Annotated in this window: 21 protein-coding genes; 5 read left to right on the top strand and 16 right to left on the bottom strand. The window is 38.4% G+C overall.

What is annotated here, in order from left to right:
* Positions 1–121: 121 nt before the first annotated feature.
* Positions 122–1,267, bottom strand: a complete 1,146-nt coding sequence (locus N0B48_RS18145; RefSeq protein WP_259840372.1) for an Atu1372/SO_1960 family protein — start codon at positions 1,265–1,267, stop codon at positions 122–124.
* 68 nt (positions 1,268–1,335) lie between these two features.
* On the opposite strand from N0B48_RS18145, the gene N0B48_RS18140 reads away from it, so the two are divergent.
* The gene (locus N0B48_RS18140) at positions 1,336–2,142 is read left to right on the top strand and encodes an AraC family transcriptional regulator (RefSeq protein ID WP_259840371.1); all 807 of its coding nucleotides are present in this window, start codon (positions 1,336–1,338) and stop codon (positions 2,140–2,142) included.
* Here N0B48_RS18140 and N0B48_RS18135 read toward each other — a convergent pair.
* The 8 genes from N0B48_RS18135 to N0B48_RS18100 all read right to left on the bottom strand — a co-directional run bounded on the left by N0B48_RS18135 (position 2,139) and on the right by N0B48_RS18100 (position 8,797).
* Positions 2,139–2,795, bottom strand: coding sequence for a DUF6766 family protein (locus N0B48_RS18135; RefSeq protein WP_259840370.1), 657 nt, complete (start codon positions 2,793–2,795; stop codon positions 2,139–2,141). The genes N0B48_RS18140 and N0B48_RS18135 overlap by 4 nt on opposite strands.
* Positions 2,796–2,880: 85 nt before the next feature.
* Positions 2,881–3,381: a CinA family protein gene (locus N0B48_RS18130; protein WP_259840369.1), complete on the bottom strand. Its 501-nt coding sequence runs from the start codon at positions 3,379–3,381 to the stop codon at positions 2,881–2,883.
* A 41-nt stretch (positions 3,382–3,422) separates the two neighbouring features.
* Entirely contained in the window at positions 3,423–5,558 is a 2,136-nt protein-coding gene (locus N0B48_RS18125; protein ID WP_259840368.1) for a catalase, read from the bottom strand.
* Between the two features lie 55 nt (positions 5,559–5,613).
* Entirely contained in the window at positions 5,614–6,000 is a 387-nt protein-coding gene (locus N0B48_RS18120; RefSeq protein WP_259840367.1) for a hypothetical protein, read from the bottom strand.
* Positions 6,001–6,014: 14 nt separating this feature from the next.
* The gene (locus tag N0B48_RS18115; RefSeq protein ID WP_259840366.1) at positions 6,015–6,317 is read right to left on the bottom strand and encodes a hypothetical protein; all 303 of its coding nucleotides are present in this window, start codon (positions 6,315–6,317) and stop codon (positions 6,015–6,017) included.
* A 310-nt stretch (positions 6,318–6,627) separates the two neighbouring features.
* Positions 6,628–7,242, bottom strand: coding sequence for a Crp/Fnr family transcriptional regulator (locus N0B48_RS18110; protein WP_259840365.1), 615 nt, complete (start codon positions 7,240–7,242; stop codon positions 6,628–6,630).
* A gap of 397 nt (positions 7,243–7,639) precedes the next feature.
* Positions 7,640–7,825 (bottom strand): hypothetical protein, encoded by a 186-nt coding sequence (locus tag N0B48_RS18105; protein WP_259840364.1) that lies wholly within the window; start codon positions 7,823–7,825, stop codon positions 7,640–7,642.
* Between the two features lie 87 nt (positions 7,826–7,912).
* Positions 7,913–8,797 carry a DMT family transporter gene (locus N0B48_RS18100; protein ID WP_259840363.1) on the bottom strand — a complete coding sequence of 295 codons (885 nt, stop codon included), beginning with the start codon at positions 8,795–8,797 and terminating at the stop codon, positions 7,913–7,915.
* Between the two features lie 95 nt (positions 8,798–8,892).
* Here N0B48_RS18100 and N0B48_RS18095 point away from each other — a divergent pair, with 95 nt between their 5' ends.
* A complete protein-coding gene (locus N0B48_RS18095; protein ID WP_259840362.1) occupies positions 8,893–10,305 on the top strand; it encodes an aminotransferase-like domain-containing protein in 1,413 nt (470 codons plus the stop codon).
* 2 nt (positions 10,306–10,307) lie between these two features.
* On the opposite strand, the gene N0B48_RS18090 is transcribed toward N0B48_RS18095, so the two are convergent.
* The 5 genes from N0B48_RS18090 to N0B48_RS18070 all read right to left on the bottom strand — a co-directional run bounded on the left by N0B48_RS18090 (position 10,308) and on the right by N0B48_RS18070 (position 13,945).
* A complete protein-coding gene (locus N0B48_RS18090; protein WP_034730236.1) occupies positions 10,308–10,901 on the bottom strand; it encodes a Crp/Fnr family transcriptional regulator in 594 nt (197 codons plus the stop codon).
* Positions 10,901–11,278, bottom strand: coding sequence for a bacillithiol system redox-active protein YtxJ (gene ytxJ, locus N0B48_RS18085; RefSeq protein WP_259840361.1), 378 nt, complete (start codon positions 11,276–11,278; stop codon positions 10,901–10,903). The genes N0B48_RS18090 and ytxJ overlap by 1 nt, the downstream gene beginning before the upstream one ends.
* On the bottom strand, positions 11,275–11,736 hold the full coding sequence (locus tag N0B48_RS18080; protein WP_259840360.1) for a DUF1569 domain-containing protein: 462 nt from the start codon (positions 11,734–11,736) through the stop codon (positions 11,275–11,277). The genes ytxJ and N0B48_RS18080 overlap by 4 nt, the downstream gene beginning before the upstream one ends.
* Positions 11,730–12,266 (bottom strand): YfiT family bacillithiol transferase, encoded by a 537-nt coding sequence (locus N0B48_RS18075; protein ID WP_259840359.1) that lies wholly within the window; start codon positions 12,264–12,266, stop codon positions 11,730–11,732. Before N0B48_RS18075 ends, N0B48_RS18080 begins: the two co-directional genes overlap by 7 nt.
* 536 nt (positions 12,267–12,802) lie before the next feature.
* Positions 12,803–13,945 carry a DEAD/DEAH box helicase gene (locus N0B48_RS18070; protein WP_259840358.1) on the bottom strand — a complete coding sequence of 381 codons (1,143 nt, stop codon included), beginning with the start codon at positions 13,943–13,945 and terminating at the stop codon, positions 12,803–12,805.
* Positions 13,946–14,120: 175 nt separating this feature from the next.
* On the opposite strand from N0B48_RS18070, the gene pncA reads away from it, so the two are divergent.
* Both pncA and N0B48_RS18060 read left to right on the top strand, forming a co-directional pair.
* Positions 14,121–14,726 (top strand): bifunctional nicotinamidase/pyrazinamidase, encoded by a 606-nt coding sequence (gene pncA, locus N0B48_RS18065; RefSeq protein ID WP_259840357.1) that lies wholly within the window; start codon positions 14,121–14,123, stop codon positions 14,724–14,726.
* A gap of 316 nt (positions 14,727–15,042) precedes the next feature.
* Positions 15,043–16,605 (top strand): amidase, encoded by a 1,563-nt coding sequence (locus tag N0B48_RS18060; protein ID WP_259840356.1) that lies wholly within the window; start codon positions 15,043–15,045, stop codon positions 16,603–16,605.
* Between the two features lie 472 nt (positions 16,606–17,077).
* Here the strand turns inward: N0B48_RS18060 and N0B48_RS18055 are convergent, their stop codons facing one another.
* The gene (locus N0B48_RS18055; protein WP_371830624.1) at positions 17,078–18,001 is read right to left on the bottom strand and encodes a pseudouridine synthase; all 924 of its coding nucleotides are present in this window, start codon (positions 17,999–18,001) and stop codon (positions 17,078–17,080) included.
* A 366-nt stretch (positions 18,002–18,367) separates the two neighbouring features.
* Here N0B48_RS18055 and aroB point away from each other — a divergent pair, with 366 nt between their 5' ends.
* Positions 18,368–19,414, top strand: a complete 1,047-nt coding sequence (aroB, locus tag N0B48_RS18050) for a 3-dehydroquinate synthase (protein ID WP_259840354.1) — start codon at positions 18,368–18,370, stop codon at positions 19,412–19,414.
* A gap of 137 nt (positions 19,415–19,551) precedes the next feature.
* Here aroB and N0B48_RS18045 read toward each other — a convergent pair whose 3' ends face one another.
* Positions 19,552–20,304, bottom strand: coding sequence for a hypothetical protein (locus N0B48_RS18045; RefSeq protein WP_259840353.1), 753 nt, complete (start codon positions 20,302–20,304; stop codon positions 19,552–19,554).
* Positions 20,305–20,340 lie beyond the last annotated feature (36 nt).

Below are 20,340 nucleotides of genomic sequence, written 5' to 3'. Positions count from 1 at the left end.
ATCAGAAATAAAAAAATCTGCTCTATCTGCCGGATCCGCGAGAGATTAAAATGAAATTCGCAGTTCATTTTTTCCGCAGATTGAGCAAATAAAGCAGATTTGTATAGGGTTAATAAGTGAATTATTCCACTTCAAAAATAGCCTGAATTTCCACAGAAGAATTCACAGGAATAGAGGAAGCTCCCAGAGTGGCTCTCGCATGTTTTCCTTTTTCACCCAGAATTTCTACCGTCAGATCTGAAGCTGTATTCATGAGGTCTGCATGCTTTGTGTAATCATCTTTTGTATTGAAGATTCCGGTAAGTTGCACACATTGCTTTACTTTATTAAGATCACCGCCTACTGCTTCTTTTAAAACCGCAATAACGTTAAGCATCGTCGCTTTTGTAGCCTCTTTTACCTGTTCTTCATTCACACTAACGCCTAATTTTCCCGGGTTTAAAATTTTCCCGTCTTTCAAAGCCACCTGATTGATGAATACCAGATTTCCTGAACGTACATACGGCTTATAATTTCCGGCTGGTTGAGGAACTTTTGGAAGGGTTATATTTTTCTGTTTCAAAACAGCATTGATATCTTCGGATTTTTCTACAGAAACTGCTGCTGTCATTTTTTTGCTGAATGTTCCTTTCAAAGCTAAAGCCGTTTTAGCAAAATTACTTCCCTGAAGTTCTGCCAGCGCACGCTCATCTTTGGTAGGTCTTTCCACATCTTTCAGTGAGGCCATACTTGTAACGCCTAAAACGGTATTTCCCTGAGGAATGGTTTTATTGATACCTTCAGTTCCTCTGATTCCGTTGGAAACCAATACCATTCCGTGAACGGCTAAAGTATTCCAGAACGCATTAAGAGCCAGTTCTTTTCCCGCACCACTTCCTGCAGACATAAAAACAGTGGCAGGCATTCCTTCTAGTGAATGATTTGTCCATAAATTAACGGTCTTCGATAAGAATTCACTCATCCCAGTACTGATATTCCCGAAATAAACAGGCGATCCAAACGCGATTCCGTCGTAAGAAGGCAGTTCTTCCACGGATGCGACAGGAATATTTTTCAGTTTTGTGTTTTGAGATTCTTTTACCTGTTTGATGACGGCTGTAGCATTTTTGCTGCTTTCGATGCCGGTTGCTATTTCTTTAGCCAATTCGTAGGTTCCGCCATTATCAGAATGAATGAGGACCAGTATTTTAGCTTTGTTGTCTTGTGCCATGATTGTGGTGATTTTTAATAATAAAATTAATACAAAAACCGTACTTAGTTTTTTCATTTTTAATAGATAAATAATTACCATACAAAATTAGTATTGTCGTTTTTATTAAATTTGCCAAAAATTCTATGCAGAACGACATCGTAAAATGCGGTTTAAAGGAACAAAAGGATAGCCGTTTTGTAGACACCATCGGAAAAGAAGCCTATGTCTGGTGTGAAAAAGATTGGAAACATGATGATCATGAGCATGCCCATCACCGTGCCCAACTTACCTTTGTGGAAGAGGGCTATCAGTATTTTCATATTGACCAGAAGATCTATCTTGTGCCACAGTATCATGTAATTTGGGTTCCTTCGGGAAAGGCGCACAGGATTACTTCTGAAGCAAAAACGGTCAATTTGATGGTCTTTTTATTTAAAAACGTTTTTAATGATGATTTTTATAAAGATGTTCACGTTTTTGCAGTTCCTCCTGTTTTAAAGGAAATGCTTTTGTATGCTTCGAAATGGAACCAGTTAACGGAAGAAGATGAGGAGCAGGATTTGTTTTTTAAGGCTATTTTAAAAAGTCTGCCGAATTTCTGCAGAGAAAGCAGTTATCTTGAAATTCCCGTTCCGTCGGATGCCAGACTTATTCCTGTCTGTACATCTATCAATACCAATTTTAAATACAGCCTGAATGCTGATGAACTGGCAGAAAAAGCACAGATGTCCGTCCGCAGTCTGCAGAGAATATTTAAGAGTGAAACCGGAATTACGCTTCAAAAATACCATCAGCTCGTAAGAATCTTGAAAAGTATAGAATTGATCGATATAGGGCAGTTTACCTTAAGCCAGATCGCCTACAAAGTCGGCTACCAGAGCTTATCGGCTTTTACGTCTTCTTATGATTCGATTATGAAATCGAAACCTAAGGTGAAAAAACTCAGCTAAGGTGTTTCGTCGTGTGCCATGTCTACCGGCTTGGATTCGGGGGAGCCTTTTTCACGGAGCCAGATCGACAGTACCACTATAGAGAAAACAGCTAAAAATTCACTCTGCCAGTTCTGAAAAGATTCAAACCAGAATCTGGAGTCGGATATATAATGCATAGCTGTAACGGTAGGCTCGTGCTTTACCATCAGTTCCTCATTATAATCTTTGAGACTGCCGTAAAAATGCATTCCAAAACTTGCCAGAAACAGAAGAGCAAAAACTAAGGATAAGGAATGTTTGTACAAGGCAAGCCATATTCCGCCTTTCTTAACAGGCCACGGGGCTTTTGCATGAAATTTCGGTTCTTTGTCCACCTCCTCTTTTTCTTCCAGAGATTTTGATTCACTGGAGCCCTTCTGCCTTAAAGAAACGGTCAGAACGATATACAGCATCATCTGAAGAAATTCACTTTCCCAGTTTTCAAATGTTGCCTGTATAAAATGTCCGCTGTGAATATAAGATCCCAGAGACAGTACAGAACTTCCCTGTTCTGCCAGTTCTTTATTTAATGTTTTCCATCCCGTTAAGAACTGCCCCAAAAGACAAACAAGCATTAATCCGAGTACAACAATACTTAAACTGTTACGATAGAAGAAACTTTTTTTGGACATGGTAACGAGCTTAAAGTTTACTATTAAATTTCAAGATGCAGATCTCAGAATTTTGAGACTGATCTAATCTACTTTCTCAATGAAATTATTTTAAAATCAATAACTGGTTTATTTCACTTTTAAAACATCCTAAAATAAATTCCGTATAATACATCTGAGCGTTTAAAGCCTGTGTTTTAGGATGTAGTTCCAGTTTTTTGGTAAGAATGATCTCCCCTTTATAAGAAAATGAAAAATAGGCGAAAATCTTGTACATGGAGTTTCTTATCGGAGTGAAATAGCCAGTGGTCGCAATTGACCAGTCTGATTCAAATAGTTTTGCTACGTTCAGTGCCATGGTTCGTACTACATTTTCAGATACGCAGTCACATTCTTCGGCTTCTGCTCTGTCTACCTGCAATAGTTTTACCTTTTGAGGGAGTGTATAGGCTGTCATGCCTCCTTTGTAAAAAAGAGTAGCATTAGGCATCTGTGAAAAAGCCAGTTGCAGGCATCCTGAGGTAACGCTCTCCGCCACCGCAATTGTTTCACCTGCAGTCATGATAGACTGGCTGATATATTCTAAAAGATTTTTTTGAAATTCCATAATTTTAAATATTTAGTGTGGTGTGAAGGGTATTCGTGGGTTTACGCGTTTCTTTCCGGTTCAAGATCCCAAACTCTGTGTTTGGAAACTGCTGTGATAAACTGCTTATCAGAACTGCTGTCTTTCCAGATCACTACTGCCGGATCTTCATGCTTTTTTGCAGCAATATTGCTGTTGTTATAAAGTTCTTCCGTTTCTGCTCCAAAATAAACGGCTTTACAGTGTTTGTAAGCTTCATTGATGAACTGCAGCACATGATGTTTATTTTCCGGAGCCATAAGTTCTTTCGTTGATTTTTCTCCGGCACTGATGTATAAAGCATCAAAGCAGACACTGGCAATGCTCGTCAGAGAATGTTTTGGCATAAGAGCTGATCCGTCTTTGGTTTTAACGGGAGCTACACTGGGTGCGATAAGTTCTACTTTTGCCCCTTCCGATTCAAGCTTTGATTTTAAATCATTGAGTGCTTTTCCATCTGTACCATTAGCGATGATAAAGCCGATCTTTCTGCTTTTAATGGTATCTTTTATGGTATCTTTCATGCTCAGCGCATCAGAAACCTTGGTTTTAGGCTCTTTTTCTTTGCTCTGAAGTTCTGATGCATTTCCGTCTGCCGGTATACTTTGGTTGGGTTCTACGAGCTTTTTCACTTTCACGCCTACTTTATCAGCTACTTTTTGAGCCAGAGTCTTATCAATAAATGCAAGCTGTCCTACCATTCTTTCACGGATCCCGGGAATCGTTACTTTTGAAAGTTCAAAAATAAGAGCATTCTGAAGGTGGGTCTGTTCAGGTGCTGACTGGCTGTTATAAAACAATTTTGCCTGTGAATAATGATCTACAAAACTCTCGCTTCTTCTTCTGACCTTTTCGCCGGAAACCCTTTCTTCCTGAGAAACAAATCCTCCTTCCGACATCATGGCCTGATAAGGACATCCTCCTCCGATGGAATTGGGCTCATAGCTTACTTTTCCTTTTACTATTTGCTGTCTCATATGTCCGTCACGCTGATTGTTGTGAACGGTATTCACAGATCTGTTAATTGGAATTTCATGGAAATTCGGCGATCCTAATCTGGATAACTGGGTGTCCGTATAAGAGAACAGTCTTCCCTGAAGCAGAGGGTCATTGGTAAAATCAATGCCGGGAACCAGGTGTCCGGGATGAAATGCGACCTGCTCTGTTTCAGCAAAAAAGTTGTCCGGATTTTTATTCAGTGTCAAAGTTCCAAAGATCTCTACAGGAACTTCTTCTTCGGGAATTAGTTTGGTAGGATCCAGAAGATCAAAATCGAATTTATGCTCGTCTTCTTCCGGGATCAACTGTACACCGAAGTCCCATTCCGGAAAAGCACCGCTTTCAATGGCTTCCCATAAATCTCTTTTGTGAAAGTCGGGATCTACCCCGGATATTCTCTGAGCTTCATCCCATGCTACAGAATGCACTCCTAATTTCGGTTTGAAGTGAAATTTAACGAAATGTACCTTGCCTTCTTCATTAATAAATTTAAAGGAATGTACCCCGAAACCTTCCATCATCCTTAAACTTCTTGGAATGGCTCTGTCGCTCATCACCCACATGATCATATGCATACTTTCAGGCATCAGTGAGATAAAGTCCCAGAACGTGTCATGTGCGGAAGCTGCCTGTGGTATTTCATTGTCAGGCTCCGGTTTTACCGCATGGATAAGATCAGGAAATTTTAGAGCATCCTGTATAAAAAAGACAGGTACATTATTTCCTACAAGGTCATAATTGCCTTCATCAGTATAAAATTTTATGGCAAAACCTCTTACATCCCGGGCCAGGTCGGTACTTCCTTTACTTCCGGCAACGGTTGAAAATCTTACAAAAACAGGCGTTTCGTCTCCTACATTATCCAAAAATTTTGCTTTTGTATACGCTTTGAGACTTTTGTTTAATTTAAAAACGCCATGGGCCCCAGAACCTCTTGCATGAACTACCCTTTCGGGAATTCTTTCATGATCAAAGTGGGTAATCTTTTCTCTTAGAATAAAATCTTCCAGGAGTGTAGGACCTCTGTCGCCGGCCTTTAGTGAGTCCTGGTTATTATTGATTTTAAGTCCTTGATCAGTTGTTAGTTTCTCGTTTTCATTAGAGGTACTATGCGTATTCAGCTGGTCTAACTTTTTATTCTTTTGGGTGTCGTTTTTCATATCAATTTTTTTGGTGGTGTGAAGGGTAAAAAGTCAAACAATATCGATGATAAGATTATTCTGTACTTATCCTGTCTTTTTCCAAAGTACTCAGGAGTTTATTCAGGTATTCTTCTTCTTTTAATACTTTGTAATACGCTGTTTTAGCATATAAAGTGAAAGAAGAGTTCTCAATTTTTATTTCGGTATCCACAGGGGCTGCAGATTCAGTTCTCTCGCCGTGATATTCGCGGATATTCAGGATGTATTCGTTCATGTAATTATCGATCACATTTTTCAGAATATCGCATTTGGAATTGTTCTTTATCTTTTCCAATGACTTGATCAGAAAAGCGGTTACTCCGTATGAATTGATAACACTCGGGAATAAAGATTCATTCTCTATCATATTGTTTTTATCATTCAGTCCGGAGTGTTTTAAAGTGTCATTTTCAAATATCATATGCTCATCGGTTATTAGTTATCGGAAACTTTTAAATATTTTTCAAAATAATGAAGGTCTTCCTTGTTCTTGATTGAAAGATAAAACATGATCTGTTCCGGCTCTTTCATTCCGATACTGCTGAAACTGTCAAAATGGGCGATCAGTGCCTGGATATTTTCAATTTCTATGTCCTTTAAAATAACGAACAGTAAAAATATATTATCCCTGATCTCTTTTGCATAAACAGTTGCACCGTCCTCAAACCAGTTTCCTTTATAGGGCACTTTGATAAAGTCTTTGTGCTTCAGGGTCTTTACTATTTTCTGACAGTCCATATATCTGAGTATCGTGGTTATATTGAGCTTCCAATAAGCCTATATAACTTATTATGAGCCGGTTATTCATTTCAATCAAGCCTCTGAACTGCGGTCGTCAAAATCTCCAGTATGCTCAACTGAATTGTATAACTTACTATAATGATGTTTGAAACCCGGCAACAGTTTGGAATCTGATCATCCTATCCGGAAAGCCTAAAGCTTCCATGCTGCCCTTACTGAGGTCTTATGAAATGTATTGAAACTTGATATCTCAAATATACAGGGGAATAATTCACTTTTTTATGACCTTGATCATAATGGAGTCCTTTTAATACACAATTTTCCTGTTTTCAATTGTAATATTTCCTTCTTTCTCCATCTTTTTTAAAGCCCTGATTACAGTTTCTACCCTCAGCCCTACAAGATTTGCAATCTGCTGTCTGGTGAGTTCGATCTGAAAACAACTTCCACAGCTGTCGTCATGATAACTTTTAAGATAATCCAGAAGCCCTTTTAGTCGGGAAATCGGGTTCAGGGATGCGATGTTCTGCAGCATAATCGCTTTAAAATACAGTCTTTGAGAAAGACAGGCATTCATTTCCAGAGAAAGATGATGATGCTTCTTTATCAGCTCCAGAAACCGGTCCTTCGGTACTCTTATAATCTCCGCAGGGGCAATACAGACTGAATTCGTTGGATAGAATTTATCTAAAAAAAGCATTGAATCCCCAAAGCTCTGTTTTACTCCAAAAATATTATGTATAAATTCTTTTCCTTCATCATCATAATTATTGAGTTTCACCTTTCCTTCTCTGATCTGGAAATAATAAAGCGCATGGTCTCCTTCTCTGTATACAAGTTCACCTTTTTTATACTGTTTTACGTCTCCTCCCGATGAATATAACTGCTCTTCGTCAATATTCATACAGCTTATTGTTTTCATACGTATGTCTTTAAAATATTTTCAATAAAAAATAGGGAAATTATATTATTGAAACCGCGTTTTAGTATAAAATTTTTCAATCTTTAATCTGAACAATTTTGTCTCTCTTTATGCACAATAATCCCCTTACCAAAAATTTCATGGGAACTTCGTTCTGTATAGCGCATGCAAATATCGAACCTTATCGATTGAATAAAACGTTAAATAAAGTTAAATTAATTATTAAAATTTAATATAATTAATTTATTATTTGAATTTTAAACAATAATTATACTCATAAATTAAGATATTATCAAAGATAAAATTATCGTTCGAGAAATTGATCCTCACAGCCAACCTGAGGGTATTAAAACCCGCTTTAGTACAAAAACGGGTTTTAAAATCTATGAGGGTAAAATTATTTTTTGATGGCTTTTACAGTGTCCATTTTTTTAGTGGCATCACTATCCATTGTAGGTAACATATCAGAAGGTATGGTATCAATAACCACACTGTCTGATTTTGTAGAAGGATTCGCTTTAGTTTCTTTTTTGCAGCTCAATACAGTTAAGCCTAAAACCATAAGTAAAACGGAGAATTTCATAATCATTATATTTTGTAGGATATGCCTAAAGATAATTTAATTACAAAACGCTATTTTATGATTAGAATCATAATGTTTTATTTTCGATTATTTCGCAAACTTTTTGGTTCCTGCCACACATAAAATAACCCCAATGGTAACGCCAAGCATTCCTATACTCACCTGTTCATGAAGAAAATAGGCTGCAAGTCCCAGTCCGAAAAAAGGCTGCAACAGCTGGAGTTGCCCTACAGTAGCAATGCCACCCTGCGCCAGACCTTTGTACCAGAATATAAATCCGATGAACATACTGAAAAGAGAAATATAAGCCATTCCAAACCAGCCCTGAAAACTTACGGTCTCAATATGTTCAGGAAAATAGATAAAAAACAAAGGAATCATCACCGGCAAAGCCAATACCAGCGCCCACGAAATCACCTGCCAGCCGCCTAATGTTTTTGAAAGTTTTGCACCTTCTGCGTAGCCCATTCCACATAAGATAACAGCCAGCAACATCAGGATATCGCCGATGGGTGATGCTGAAATTCCCTGTGAAACGGCATATCCCATTACCAAAAGGCTTCCAATAATTGAGAAGAGCCAAAATATAGGATGCGGCCGTTCCCCACCACGAAGAACCCCGAATATAGCGGTTGCCAGAGGAAGCATTCCCAAAAACACAATAGAATGTGCCGAGGTCAGATATTGAAGTGCCAGTGCAGAAAGCAGCGGAAACCCCACCACACAACCTATAGAAACCAGTAGAAGAGGAAATATCTGTCTTTTTTCAGGACGCTTTTCTTTATAGATCATCAGGACAGAGAGGGCCAGAATTCCTGCAATGGCTGCACGGGCTATGGTAACAAAGATCGGGCTCATTTCCATTACGGCTAATTTAGTGGCCGGCATTGATCCGCTGAATAGCAGCACCCCTATGAAACCATTGATCCATCCGCTTACACTTTCGTCTTTTGATATTTTATCAGTCATCATTTTATTATCTTTTTTAATAGTTCAAAATTAGAAAGCTGAAACGAATAAACACAGTCTCAGTTTTGTATATTTGCATGAGCACAGTTGCAAAAAATATGAACAGAGAATTTATCTATAATGAGATTGCAGACGGAATAGCATCCCAGATCAGAAATGGCGTATTGAAAGCCGGAGATAAGCTTCCTTCGGTAAGAATGATGTGTCAGGAGCACCAGGTGAGCATGAATACAGCCAAACGGGTCTTCCTGGAACTTGAGTCACAGTCATTAATTGAATCCAAGCCGCAATCCGGTTATTTTGTCAGCAGACTGATGTCTGTAAAACTCCCTCTTCCTGAAGTGAGCAGCCCATCACTGATGGCCAATAATAATGAACCGGATGAACTGATCAGCAAGGTGTATGAAAATATGGGTAAAAAAGGACTCACTTTCTTTTCTATCGGAATTCCTTCGGGAGACCTTCTGCCGCAGGCTAAATTAAAGAAAGAGATCATCAATGCAACCCGGGAATTAAAAGACGGAGGAACGGGATATGAAGAACTTCAGGGGAATTTAAAACTGCGGAGAATGATTGCAGTCCGTTCCCTTCAATGGGGCGGAAACCTCAGTGAAAATGATCTCGTTACCACAAACGGTGGGATGAATGCCCTCTCCTTCTGCCTTATGGCTTTGGGAAAACCCGGCGATACGATAGCCATTGAAAGCCCTTGTTATCCCGGAATTCTTCAGTTGGCAAACGGCTTGGGCTTAAATGTACTTGAACTTCCCACGCACCCGACGACAGGTATTGAAATTGATGCTTTGAGAAAAGTAATTTCCCAAATCAATCTGTGTTTATTAATCCCGAATTTCAATTCACCGCTGGGAAGCTGTATGCCGGATGAAAATAAGAAAGAGATTGTAAGACTTCTGTCCGAACATCATATTCCCCTGATTGAAGATGATGTGTATGGCGATCTTTATTTCGGTTCCACCCGTCCGAAATGCTGTAAATCTTTTGATAAGGATGGAAATGTATTGTATTGCAGTTCTATTTCAAAGACTTTAGCGCCCGGATACCGTGTAGGCTGGATTGCTCCAGGCCGGTATAAAGACAAGATCATGAAGCTTAAACTGCTTCATTCCACGTCTTCTATTTCGATTGTGAATGAAGCGGTTGCCAATTTTCTCAAATCAGGACGCTATGAAAAGCACCTCCAGCAGATGAGAAGGGCACTTCAGAATAATTATCAGAATTATGTACAGACCATCGTTGATTATTTTCCGGAAGGCACAAAAACCAGCCGTCCTCAGGGAGGTCTCTCACTTTGGGTCGAATTTGATAAAAAGATCCGGACCACTGAACTGTACGATCTCGCGATTAAACAGAACATCAGTATTGCTCCCGGCAGGATGTTTACCCTTCAGGATCAGTTTGAAAACTGCATGCGTCTCTGTATCGGCCTTCCATGGACGGAAGAAACCAAGCTGTGCCTGCAGCAGGTCGGTAATCTTGCAAAAAGGATCTGATATTATTTGTCCGGAACGAAATTTTTCCTGGCCAGTTCTTTTCTTACCCTGCTTAAGCTCTCAGGCGTGATTCCAAGGTAGGAAGCGATCATCCACTGCGGGACTCTCAGAAGAAGATCCGGGTACATTTTGATGAACTTCATGTATCTTTCTTCGGCCGTTTCGCCCAGCAGAGAATTGATTCTGTTCTGCAGACTTCGGATGTGTTTCTGCAGCAGGAAATCACTCCTTTCGATACTGTTCGGGAACTGTTCTACCAGTTTGTTGAAGAAATCGGGATGTAGAAACAGAACTTCCGTGTCTTCCACCGCTTCTATATAGTAAATGGATTTTTCGTTAAAATAAAGACTGCTTCGGTCAGAAATCAGCCAGCTTTCAGGAGCGAATTGTATGATGTGTTCTTTACCGTTTTTATCGATGGAATACATCTTTAAAAGCCCTTTTTCTACAAAGAATATATGCCTGCATATTTCACCATACTGTAAAAGAAACTGGTTTTTAGGTATTTTCTTTACTTCGTAGTGTAAGCTGCACATGTTCACTTTTTCTATGGGAACATTGAGTACTTTAGCTAAATACGTGTTAATATTCTTCATTATATAATCTGGCTTATAGATATATCTTCGTGCGAAGCGCTGTTGATCACTTTCCCGTCTTCGATGATGATCAGCTGCGGGCTTTCATGCCTGATTTCAAGATCCTTAGATATTTTATTTGAAATCGCTCTGTGTTCCAGCAAATCTAGGTAATATAAATCCAGTTGATGATCTAAATTATCTATTTCTCTTTCAAAGTTATTCAATACCGTTTTGCTGATGAAGCAGCGTGTAGAATGTTTGAAAATAGCTATTCTATGATGATACGAACTTTCAATTGCTTTAGCCAGATCTTCCTCAGATTCTATTTTTTTCCAGAAAGATTTACGTTCAGGGGTGTTTTCTTTTCCTCCGAATATTTTATCAAAAAAACTCATACATTAAATTGTTTTAAATGATGATCAAGATGTTTGTACTCTAAAAATCCCCAGTCCTTTTCAGTCATTGTACCGAATAATCTGTGGCGGTCCGGAAGCTCTTTATGTTCAGATGCCGTCCGGAAATCCTTCAGTGTATTCAGCAGATTGGTTTTTGATTCATCAAAATCACATTCAAAATTAACGATTAGTTTTTGAAAAGTGGGCATGTTTCGGGGAATTCCGTTGTTAAAGACCTGCATTTCTATTTTGGTTGCCGCTCCTATGGTTTCAAAAAGGATGTTAATCTTGGGAAGTTCAATTTTCCTCAATGGTACCTTAAGAACAAGCTCACAGTGTGTTAACATCTGGGAAATACTCATTTTTCCCCATTTTCGTGGAGAATTTTCATTGAGCAGGGAAATCCTTTGAATGATCTCTTCAAAATAAACCGGATTGTGCAGACTCTTTTTTACCACCCTTTTTCCTTCTTCAGATTTTCGATGTGGGCAAAATGATGGTTGCAATGCCAGACATATAAAGCAAGATAATTTCTCAGATCATAATTCTGGTTTTGCTCGGGATGATGAAAAGTTCTCTCGAATTGCTTATTAGTAAGGGTTTTAAGCAAAGCAGTCCATCGTTGGTGAGTCCCTTTTATCATTCTCATAGCAGGTTTTATCGGCATATTGACACTGTCCTGAAGTTCTGCCCATTTGGCCTCATCATAAGGTCTTATGGTTGGGTTATCTTCCGTTAATGCCAGTTTCAAACGGATAAAACTGTTGATATGACTGTCTGCAATATGGTTCACAAGCTGTCTTACCGTCCATCCTCCTTCTCTGTAAGGCGTGTCCAACTGATCATCAGAGAGATTCTCTATTGAGTTTTTCAGTTTTTCAGGAAAGTTTTTGATGACTTTAATGTATTCATCAAGTTTAATATCACAGATGCTCTCAGGTTGCTGGTACTCACCTATTGGAAACCTCTTCTGGTCTAAGTTGCTCATTTTATTAATTTTATTTTTTAAAGTCTCAGCTGTGTCCGGTCATTAATTTTTGGACGTTTTTTTTAAATAGAAGTGGGCGTAAATTTATCAAAAATTCAAGAATCTAAAATGAAAAATACGTTAATTGTATTTATTACGGATCAATTTCAAAACTTGGTGGCTAGGCAAAAAGTGAATTAGTCTCAAAACTTAAGTAGCAGATGATCCGATTTGTTTTGCTAACAAAAAAAATTATAACATTAAGAAATTAAGATCTTAAAATATGGGGTGCTTAAAGAACTTAAAAAATCAATTTATTGATTTCTTCATTCATAACAATAAGCATACTGCTTAAATCCTTAATGTTTAAATTAAGAAATAAACTAAAGTTTATTGAGGTTAAGAAAATTAAGTTCAAATTTAAACAGACTCTTATAGTTTTTGACTATACTTATTTTATTCCCAAAGTTTCGAAACTAAGTCTTCATTACATAGAATTTACTAATAAAAAAGCTCCAATTCTATTAAAATTGAAGCTTATTATTTAAATCGCTGTGCTAGTAACCATGCAAATCAATGCCCTCGGTTCTCTGTAACGTTATTTTCTTACCCATTTTCTTTTGAATCACTCTGAAGTGTTGTAATTCATCATCCGTCAGAATATTGATAGCCGTTCCTTTTTCATTGGCACGACCGGTTCTACCAATTCGGTGAATATAATCCAAAGGCGAACGTGGCAGCTCATAATTGATCACACATGGTAAAGACTCAATGTGAATACCACGGCCAATAAGGTCTGTAGCGACTAAAATCTGAGCTCCGTTTACTTTAAACTCTTCCAGATTATTTCTTCGGGCACCCTGTGATTTCTGACTGTGAATGGCTACTGCCTTAATTTTATTCTTTTTAAGTTTTTCAACCAGATTATCGGCAGATCTTGTAGAGGAAACAAAGATCAATGCTTTTTCCACTTTCTTTTCTTTAATTAAATAGCGTAAGAAAGGTCCTTTGTTTTCAGGAGAAACATGATAAGCCAATTGTTCGATATTATCAATTTCAACTTCTTCCTTTTTAATCTCAATCATCGTAGGATTAATGGACAAACGCTCCTTCATTTCAGACACTTTATCATTTAAAGTCGCCGAAAACAAAGTCGTTTGCCTTCCGACAGGCATCAGAGCGAAAAGTTTATTCATTTCTTCTCCAAAACCTAACTGAAACATTTTATCCGCTTCATCAATGACCAAATGCTGAATTCCTGAAATACTTAAAGCATTATGATCAATCAAATCCAATAAACGGCCCGGTGTTGCAATAAGAACTTCTACTCCAAACATTCCTTTCATCTGCGGATTAATAGAAACTCCCCCATAAACAGCCATCGTACGGATCTCGCGCTTCAGGTTTTCTGTAAAAGCTCTGAAAACTTCATCAATCTGAATCGCCAGTTCACGGGTAGGAACCAATATTAATACCTGAACATTACGGTCTTTTTTAACTTCTGCGTTTTGTAATTTCTCTAAAATAGGCATCACAAAACAAGCTGTTTTTCCGGAACCGGTCTCTGCAATTCCCATCAGATCTTTTCCCTCCAAAATAACAGGAATAGCCTGCTCCTGAATCGGGAACGGCTTCAGATAGCCTAATTTATTGACAGAACGAATAATATTGTGTGATAATCCTAACGACTCAAATGACATAAAATACTTATTTCCTGCAAAGATAAGCTATTGATATTTGGTTTATATCCAGAAACCGAATGCTGATTGCAATTATTTTCTTTTTAGACGAAAAATTTATATTGCCGATTTGTCCGATAATTCAGTTTTGGACAATTTTTTGAGTATTTTTATCCAAAATTCGAGAAATCTAAATATGAAAAAAGCGTTAATAATCGTAGATGTACAGAATGATTTCTGTGAAGGCGGCGCATTAGCAGTTCCGGAAGCGAATGAAGTGATTCCATACATCAATCTTCTGATGGAGGAAAATGAATATGACCAAATTGTTCTCACCCAGGACTGGCATCCTGCCGATCATAAAAGTTTTGCCAGCAATAACAACAGAAAAGTCGGTGAAAGCATTATCCTGAACGGTGTCCCACAGTTTATGTGGCCTGATCACTGTATCCAGGGAACTTTCGGGGCAGAATTCCATAAAGATTTAAACAGAGATAAAGTCACCCATATCATTCAAAAAGGAAAAAATACTGAAATCGACAGCTACAGTGGATTTCAGGACAACAATCACTTTATGAAAACAGGACTTGATGATTTCCTTAAATACCATGAAATCCAGTTGCTTGAAGTCGTGGGTCTTGCGATGGATTACTGTGTGAAATTCACCTGTACAGATGCGGTGGCCAACGGATATATCACATGTCTTCACTTCAACGGAACAAAAGCGGTTAATGTGAAGCCGGAGAATGGCAGAGATGCTATTTATGAAATGATCCAGAAGGGGGTTACGATTTTGGGGTAATTTAATGAGAAGGAATTAATTGGGTGCGAGATTCGGGTTCCGGGATCGTGCTACAAATTAATTTTCAGTTTATAATGGTCTATACATAATTAAGACGCGGTTTTTCTGCGTCTTTTTTGTTGTGTATAACTTTTTGACTACCACTTCTTTTTGCTCCAAAAAAACCACCCATTCAGCGAAGGGATGAAAACCATTTCCCATAAACATAAATATTTCCACGCATCATCCCGGAACCCGAATCTCGCACCAAGCTCATACCATATAATTTCAGCCCCACTTCTCAGATAATTATCTATATTTGAAAGAAATACGCTGAATGAAAAAAAGCATTGTATTGGCAGCATTTTTCACTGCTGTTCTTGGGAACGCTCAAAATACAGCAGATCCCACATTCAAATATCTGGAATATGACATCCAGAAAATTCAAAGTCTTTACAAAAACAAAAAAACATCGGTAAAAGAAGTGGTGGAAGCCTATCTGAAGCGCATCAATGATGTTGATAAAAACGGAATTAAGCTTAATTCAATTATCACGGTCAATCCGGATGCGGTCAGAATTGCAGACTCTTTGGATCATATCAGTTCAAAATTTAAAGATAAACCGCTGTTTGGAATTCCTGTTTTATTGAAAGACAATATAGACACCCGAGATAAAATGCCGAATACTGCAGGATCTCTGGCATTGAAGAATTCTTTTCCGTTGCAGGACAGTTATCTGGTGAAAAAATTAAGAGAAGCCGGCGCCGTCATCATCGGGAAAACCAATCTCAGCGAATGGGCCAACTTCCGGGGAATGAAATCTACCAGCGGCTGGAGCGGACTCGGTGGCCTGACAAAAAACCCCTATATTTTAGACAGGAATACCTGCGGATCCAGTGCCGGTTCCGGAGCGGCCATCTCTGCCAATCTGGGCATTGTAGCTATTGGTACGGAAACCAACGGATCTATCGTCTGTCCTTCCAGTATCAATGGAATTGTAGGGTTAAAACCAACGGTTGGATTAATTTCAAGACAGGGAATCATCCCTATTTCAAGCACACAGGACACGCCTGGACCTATGGCTAGAACGGTGAAAGACGTTGCGATAAGTTTGGGAACTATGGTAGGCGAAGATAAAAATGATGTAAAAACCTTTGGTAATACTCCATTTCTCCATAAAGATTACACCCGATTTCTCAATTTAAAAGGATTGAATGGCAAAAGATTAGGATATGTAAAAGGAATCACCCACGGCGCCAGCAAAAAAGTAGATGATCTCTTTTTACAGACCTTAAAAGTTCTGGAAAGTCAGGGAGCTGTTATCGTTGAAATAGAAAAAGATCTGCTTTCCGAAGAAGTCCATGAAAAGTCTCTGGAACTGATGATTGATGAGTACAAAGATGGGATCAACGATTATCTTGCCTCACTGGGCAAAAACGCACCGGTGAAAAATATAGACGAACTGATCGCTTTCAATAAAAACAATAAAGAAGAACTGAAATATTTCGGACAGGAATATCTTGAAATAGCAGCTAAAAGCAAAGGCACCAAAGAAGAAGGCTATGCTAAAGCCGTAAAAACAGCACAGGAAGGCAGCCGTGAGAAAGGGATAGATCTCGCCATGAAAAAATATAATCTGGATGCGATTATTTCCCCTACCACAACGGAAGCCTGGAAAACAGATTTAGAAAATGGAGACCATTATTCTTTCGGAAGCGCAGATGCAGCAGCCATCGCAGGATATCCAAGCATTACGCTGACGATGGGCTATATCAATGGACTTCCTGTTGGAATCTTATTTTCTGCTGAAAAGTGGAGTGAAGGAAAACTGATTAATATGGCTTATACTTTTGAGCAGACGAATCCGCAGAGGAAGGTTCCGCAGTTTTTGAAGGAATAACGGGGTCCGGGATACGAGTTGCGAGGTTTCGAGATTCGGGTTTTGAGAAGATGGGATTTTAGTTCAACTTAAAGTTTAATTGGATCAATTTAAAAACTTGAGGAGAGGATATTTTTTTTGACGCAAAGAAATTGATTATCCTACTGATAAAAGGGAAGCAAAGGCGGAATCAATTTCATTGATTCGATTAAGCGGATGTTTTACACCTATAGCATCATCAGTGACGTAGTCACAGTCTTTGCCTTCCTCAAAACTAAACGTTAACAAGATGAAGCTTTGCGTTAAAAAAAGCTTATCTGCTCCCCCCAAAAAAAAAGCGCGGAAATAAAATTTCCGCGCTTTTTATACTTTATAATTCTCTTCTAATGCTTAGAATTCAGCTTTCAATTATGAAACTGAAAAAGTTCTGCTTTGCGACCATAACCCGAATCTCGAATCTCGAAACCCGTACCACGAATCCAGCAACACGCTATTAAAGCATTTTAAGATTATTAACTTCCAGTTCTGTAAGGATTCTCCAGTGTCCACGTTTGATGTTTTTCTTGGTCATTCCAGCAAACATTACTCTGTCTAAAGCTTCCACTTCGTATCCAAGTCTTTGGAAAATTCTTCTGATAACACGATTCCATCCGATATGAATTTCAATTCCGATTTCATTTTTAGGTTTCCCTTCAATGAATGAAATCTGATCTACTACCGCTATTCCTTCGTCAAGACGAATTCCTTCTACGATAAGTCTCATGTCTTCATTGGTCAGTTTTTTATCCAGCGTCACATGATAGATCTTTTTAGCATCAAAAGATGGATGCGTCAGTTTTTTCGTCATGTGTCCGTCATTCGTTAAAAGAATAACTCCGGTTGTAGAACGGTCAAGTCTTCCAACAGGGAAAAGACGGTACGGTGATGCATTCGCTACCAGATCCATTACGGTTTTTCTGGCTTTGTCATCTTTAGTGGTAGAAATATATCCTTTCGGTTTATTTAAAAGCACATATACCGGTTTTTCAGGAGTGATACCCTGTCCGTCAAAAACTACTTTATCGGTCTTCTGAACCTGATAGCCCATTTCACTCACCACTACTCCGTTTACTTCTACCAGCCCCTGCGTGATCAGTTCGTCAGCTTCTCTTCTGCTGCAGATCCCGGAGTTGGCGATATACTTGTTAAGACGGATGGTGTCTTTATGAACATCTTTTTCAATCTTGTTTAACCTTCTTTTCTGTACAAAAGATCTTGCCTTGTCTTCATCTTTGTCATCGCCGGCAGATGGTCTTCTTCCATATTTCAGGCTGCCTCTTTCATACTTGTCTCTGGTATCAAAACTTTTTGTACCTCCTCTTTTTGCAGCTGGTTTACCGAAAGTCTTTCTTTCACGTCCTTCACTTGAATTGGTAATGAAAGCTCTGCTTGCCGTTTTTTCACCTGCCTCTTCATCGCTGCTTTTGGCACTGTCATCACTTCTTTTGAAAGGTTTCTGTCCAAACTTTGAATTACTGCCTTTGTTGTCAAAATTTCTTTCGCCTGCTTTAGGAAAAGGTTTCTTAAAAGGTTTTGATCCTGAAGAATTTCCAGATCTGGAAGCACGAGAATCATCAGAATTGTTTCTTGTTGAAGTTCTTGGTCTTTTTGGTCTTTCTGAATTATTATTATCTCTGCTCATTTCTAAAAATTTCTGCAAAGATAGTAATTTAGTTACGAGTTAAAAATTAAGAATCATAACTTTGCAGAATAGTTTTATTTTAATTTTAAAGAAACCCCAATAATGATAACAATATTAAACGATGATTTTTCTCAATTAAACAATTTTCTACACGGAAAATCTTTCAGTAAAATCTTTATTTTAGTTGATGAAAACACCCATGAATATTGTCTTCCGGTTCTTTTAGGCAACATGGAAACAGATTTAGGTTTTGAAATTTTAGAGATTGAAGCCGGTGAGGAAATGAAAAATATCCAAACGGCCAATCAGCTTTGGGAAATTCTTACCGAAATGCAGGCGGACAGAAAAGCACTGGTCATCAATCTTGGTGGCGGGGTGATCACAGATATGGGCGGTTTTATCGCATCTACCTATAAAAGAGGCATTCAGTTCATCAATATCCCTACTACCCTTTTATCCATGTGTGATGCTTCTATAGGCGGAAAAACAGGAATAGATCTGATGCATTATAAAAATATGGTGGGAACTTTTGCCTTCCCGGAACAGATTTTTATTTATCCTAAATTTTTAGAAACACTTCCTTTTAAAGAACTGCGAAGCGGTTTTGCAGAAATGCTGAAACACGGTCTTATTGCTGATAAAGCCCATTGGGATAGTTTGATTCAAATTCACAAGCTGGATGTGGAAACGGTGGTTCCTCATATTCAGACTTCCATGGACATCAAACAGGACGTTGTAGAAAAGGACTTCCATGAAAAAAATATCAGAAAAACCCTGAATTTCGGGCATACCATAGGACATTCAGTGGAAAGTCTTTGTCTGAGCCGGGGAAATCCTATTCTTCATGGTGAGGCTGTAGCTATGGGAATGATTTGTGAAGCACACCTGGCTAATCTTGAAAACCTTATCACTGAAGAAGATGCCACTTTCATCATTGAAAACATTCAGAGGTATTACTCTTACCTTGATATCAGCGACTTTACGGACGAGAGTATTACGGAACTTCTGCTTAACGATAAAAAGAATACAGACAGCAAAATCAATTTCTCCCTGCTTACGGGAATAGGATCATGTACTTATGATTACCAGTGCAGTCAGGAAAATATTTTGAAATCTTTAGAATTTTACAGAAAACTGGATACTGTTTAAATACTACCCGGAATTTTGAAGCCGGAAATCATTAAGATATGCCAACTAACCATGTCAAGGTTTTGAATCTTGACATGGTTCTAATTAACGGGAACTATTAAAAATTACTGACTCATACTCTCTCTCAGCTTCCATTCCTAATTCCCCGATATTTTTCGCTGTAAACGCTGTTTTATCGTCTGATAAACCTCTTCCAGCTCATGGGTATCATTATATAAATAAGGAAGGTAAAAACCGACTCCCTCTACTTTAACTCTTATCTTATTTCCCAGCCATTTATCAATGATTATCTCGACTGTCAGCTGATCCGTAAAATAAGCTTTCTCCATTTTTGTACGAAAAAACATAGAGACTGCATGGAAGTTTCGTGTTCCGGTCCCAAAGTCATAGATCGGGAAAAACTCAAAACTGTCATCGTTTATAATAAGTTGGACAATCTTTTTCCTCCGGATAAATAATTTGATTCCCATGAAAATACTGTACAGTGATGCCAGGAATAAAATGATCAACAAAACCAGCATCATTATAAGCGCAGCAGACTTTCCGGTTTGAATTTCTTTCATAATCCCAGGAACTGAGGGAAGCAAAAAATAAATAAAAAATGCCGGCATTACGATCATTACAACACTGAACGTGGTGCTTCTGTAGGACGAAATAAAAAACAATTTCTGTCCGGGAGTATCCCGACAATCCGTCGTCACAGGCACAGGATCTGTTGTAAATGCAGTATAAATAAATTTTACAGTCAAAAACAGGATCACAGTACCCACACCTGCCATCATATAAATAGTAAAAGGATATTCAACCATGCCTGAAAGCATGACAAACATGGCTATCATCATCAACACAGCAATGGAAACCGTAAATTTTATAATCTTTTTATGTTCCATAATCGCAGCTTTCTTTTTTATAACCTGTCTTGTTGA

The sequence above is a fragment of the Chryseobacterium herbae genome (assembly GCF_025154075.1).
Lineage (GTDB): Bacteria > Bacteroidota > Bacteroidia > Flavobacteriales > Weeksellaceae > Chryseobacterium > Chryseobacterium herbae.
This window is presented reverse-complemented; position numbering and strand designations above follow the sequence as displayed.

What these genes read in the sequence shown, in the direction of transcription:
- N0B48_RS18115 (WP_259840366.1), bottom strand. Translation starts at nt 6,317, where the DNA reads ATGGACTGTCAGAAAATAGTAAAGACCCTGAAGCACAAAGACTTTATC.
- N0B48_RS18090 (WP_034730236.1), bottom strand. Translation starts at nt 10,901, where the DNA reads ATGAAGAATATTAACACGTATTTAGCTAAAGTACTCAATGTTCCCATA.
- N0B48_RS18075 (WP_259840359.1), bottom strand. Translation starts at nt 12,266, where the DNA reads ATGAGCAACTTAGACCAGAAGAGGTTTCCAATAGGTGAGTACCAGCAA.
- N0B48_RS18130 (WP_259840369.1), bottom strand. Translation starts at nt 3,381, where the DNA reads ATGGAATTTCAAAAAAATCTTTTAGAATATATCAGCCAGTCTATCATG.
- ytxJ (WP_259840361.1), bottom strand. Translation starts at nt 11,278, where the DNA reads ATGAGTTTTTTTGATAAAATATTCGGAGGAAAAGAAAACACCCCTGAA.
- N0B48_RS18110 (WP_259840365.1), bottom strand. Translation starts at nt 7,242, where the DNA reads ATGAAAACAATAAGCTGTATGAATATTGACGAAGAGCAGTTATATTCA.
- N0B48_RS18140 (WP_259840371.1), top strand. Translation starts at nt 1,336, where the DNA reads ATGCAGAACGACATCGTAAAATGCGGTTTAAAGGAACAAAAGGATAGC.
- N0B48_RS18060 (WP_259840356.1), top strand. Translation starts at nt 15,043, where the DNA reads ATGAAAAAAAGCATTGTATTGGCAGCATTTTTCACTGCTGTTCTTGGG.
- N0B48_RS18120 (WP_259840367.1), bottom strand. Translation starts at nt 6,000, where the DNA reads ATGATATTTGAAAATGACACTTTAAAACACTCCGGACTGAATGATAAA.
- N0B48_RS18100 (WP_259840363.1), bottom strand. Translation starts at nt 8,797, where the DNA reads ATGATGACTGATAAAATATCAAAAGACGAAAGTGTAAGCGGATGGATC.
- N0B48_RS18105 (WP_259840364.1), bottom strand. Translation starts at nt 7,825, where the DNA reads ATGAAATTCTCCGTTTTACTTATGGTTTTAGGCTTAACTGTATTGAGC.
- N0B48_RS18095 (WP_259840362.1), top strand. Translation starts at nt 8,893, where the DNA reads ATGAACAGAGAATTTATCTATAATGAGATTGCAGACGGAATAGCATCC.
- aroB (WP_259840354.1), top strand. Translation starts at nt 18,368, where the DNA reads ATGATAACAATATTAAACGATGATTTTTCTCAATTAAACAATTTTCTA.
- N0B48_RS18125 (WP_259840368.1), bottom strand. Translation starts at nt 5,558, where the DNA reads ATGAAAAACGACACCCAAAAGAATAAAAAGTTAGACCAGCTGAATACG.
- N0B48_RS18045 (WP_259840353.1), bottom strand. Translation starts at nt 20,304, where the DNA reads ATGGAACATAAAAAGATTATAAAATTTACGGTTTCCATTGCTGTGTTG.
- pncA (WP_259840357.1), top strand. Translation starts at nt 14,121, where the DNA reads ATGAAAAAAGCGTTAATAATCGTAGATGTACAGAATGATTTCTGTGAA.
- N0B48_RS18145 (WP_259840372.1), bottom strand. Translation starts at nt 1,267, where the DNA reads ATGAAAAAACTAAGTACGGTTTTTGTATTAATTTTATTATTAAAAATC.
- N0B48_RS18070 (WP_259840358.1), bottom strand. Translation starts at nt 13,945, where the DNA reads ATGTCATTTGAGTCGTTAGGATTATCACACAATATTATTCGTTCTGTC.
- N0B48_RS18135 (WP_259840370.1), bottom strand. Translation starts at nt 2,795, where the DNA reads ATGTCCAAAAAAAGTTTCTTCTATCGTAACAGTTTAAGTATTGTTGTA.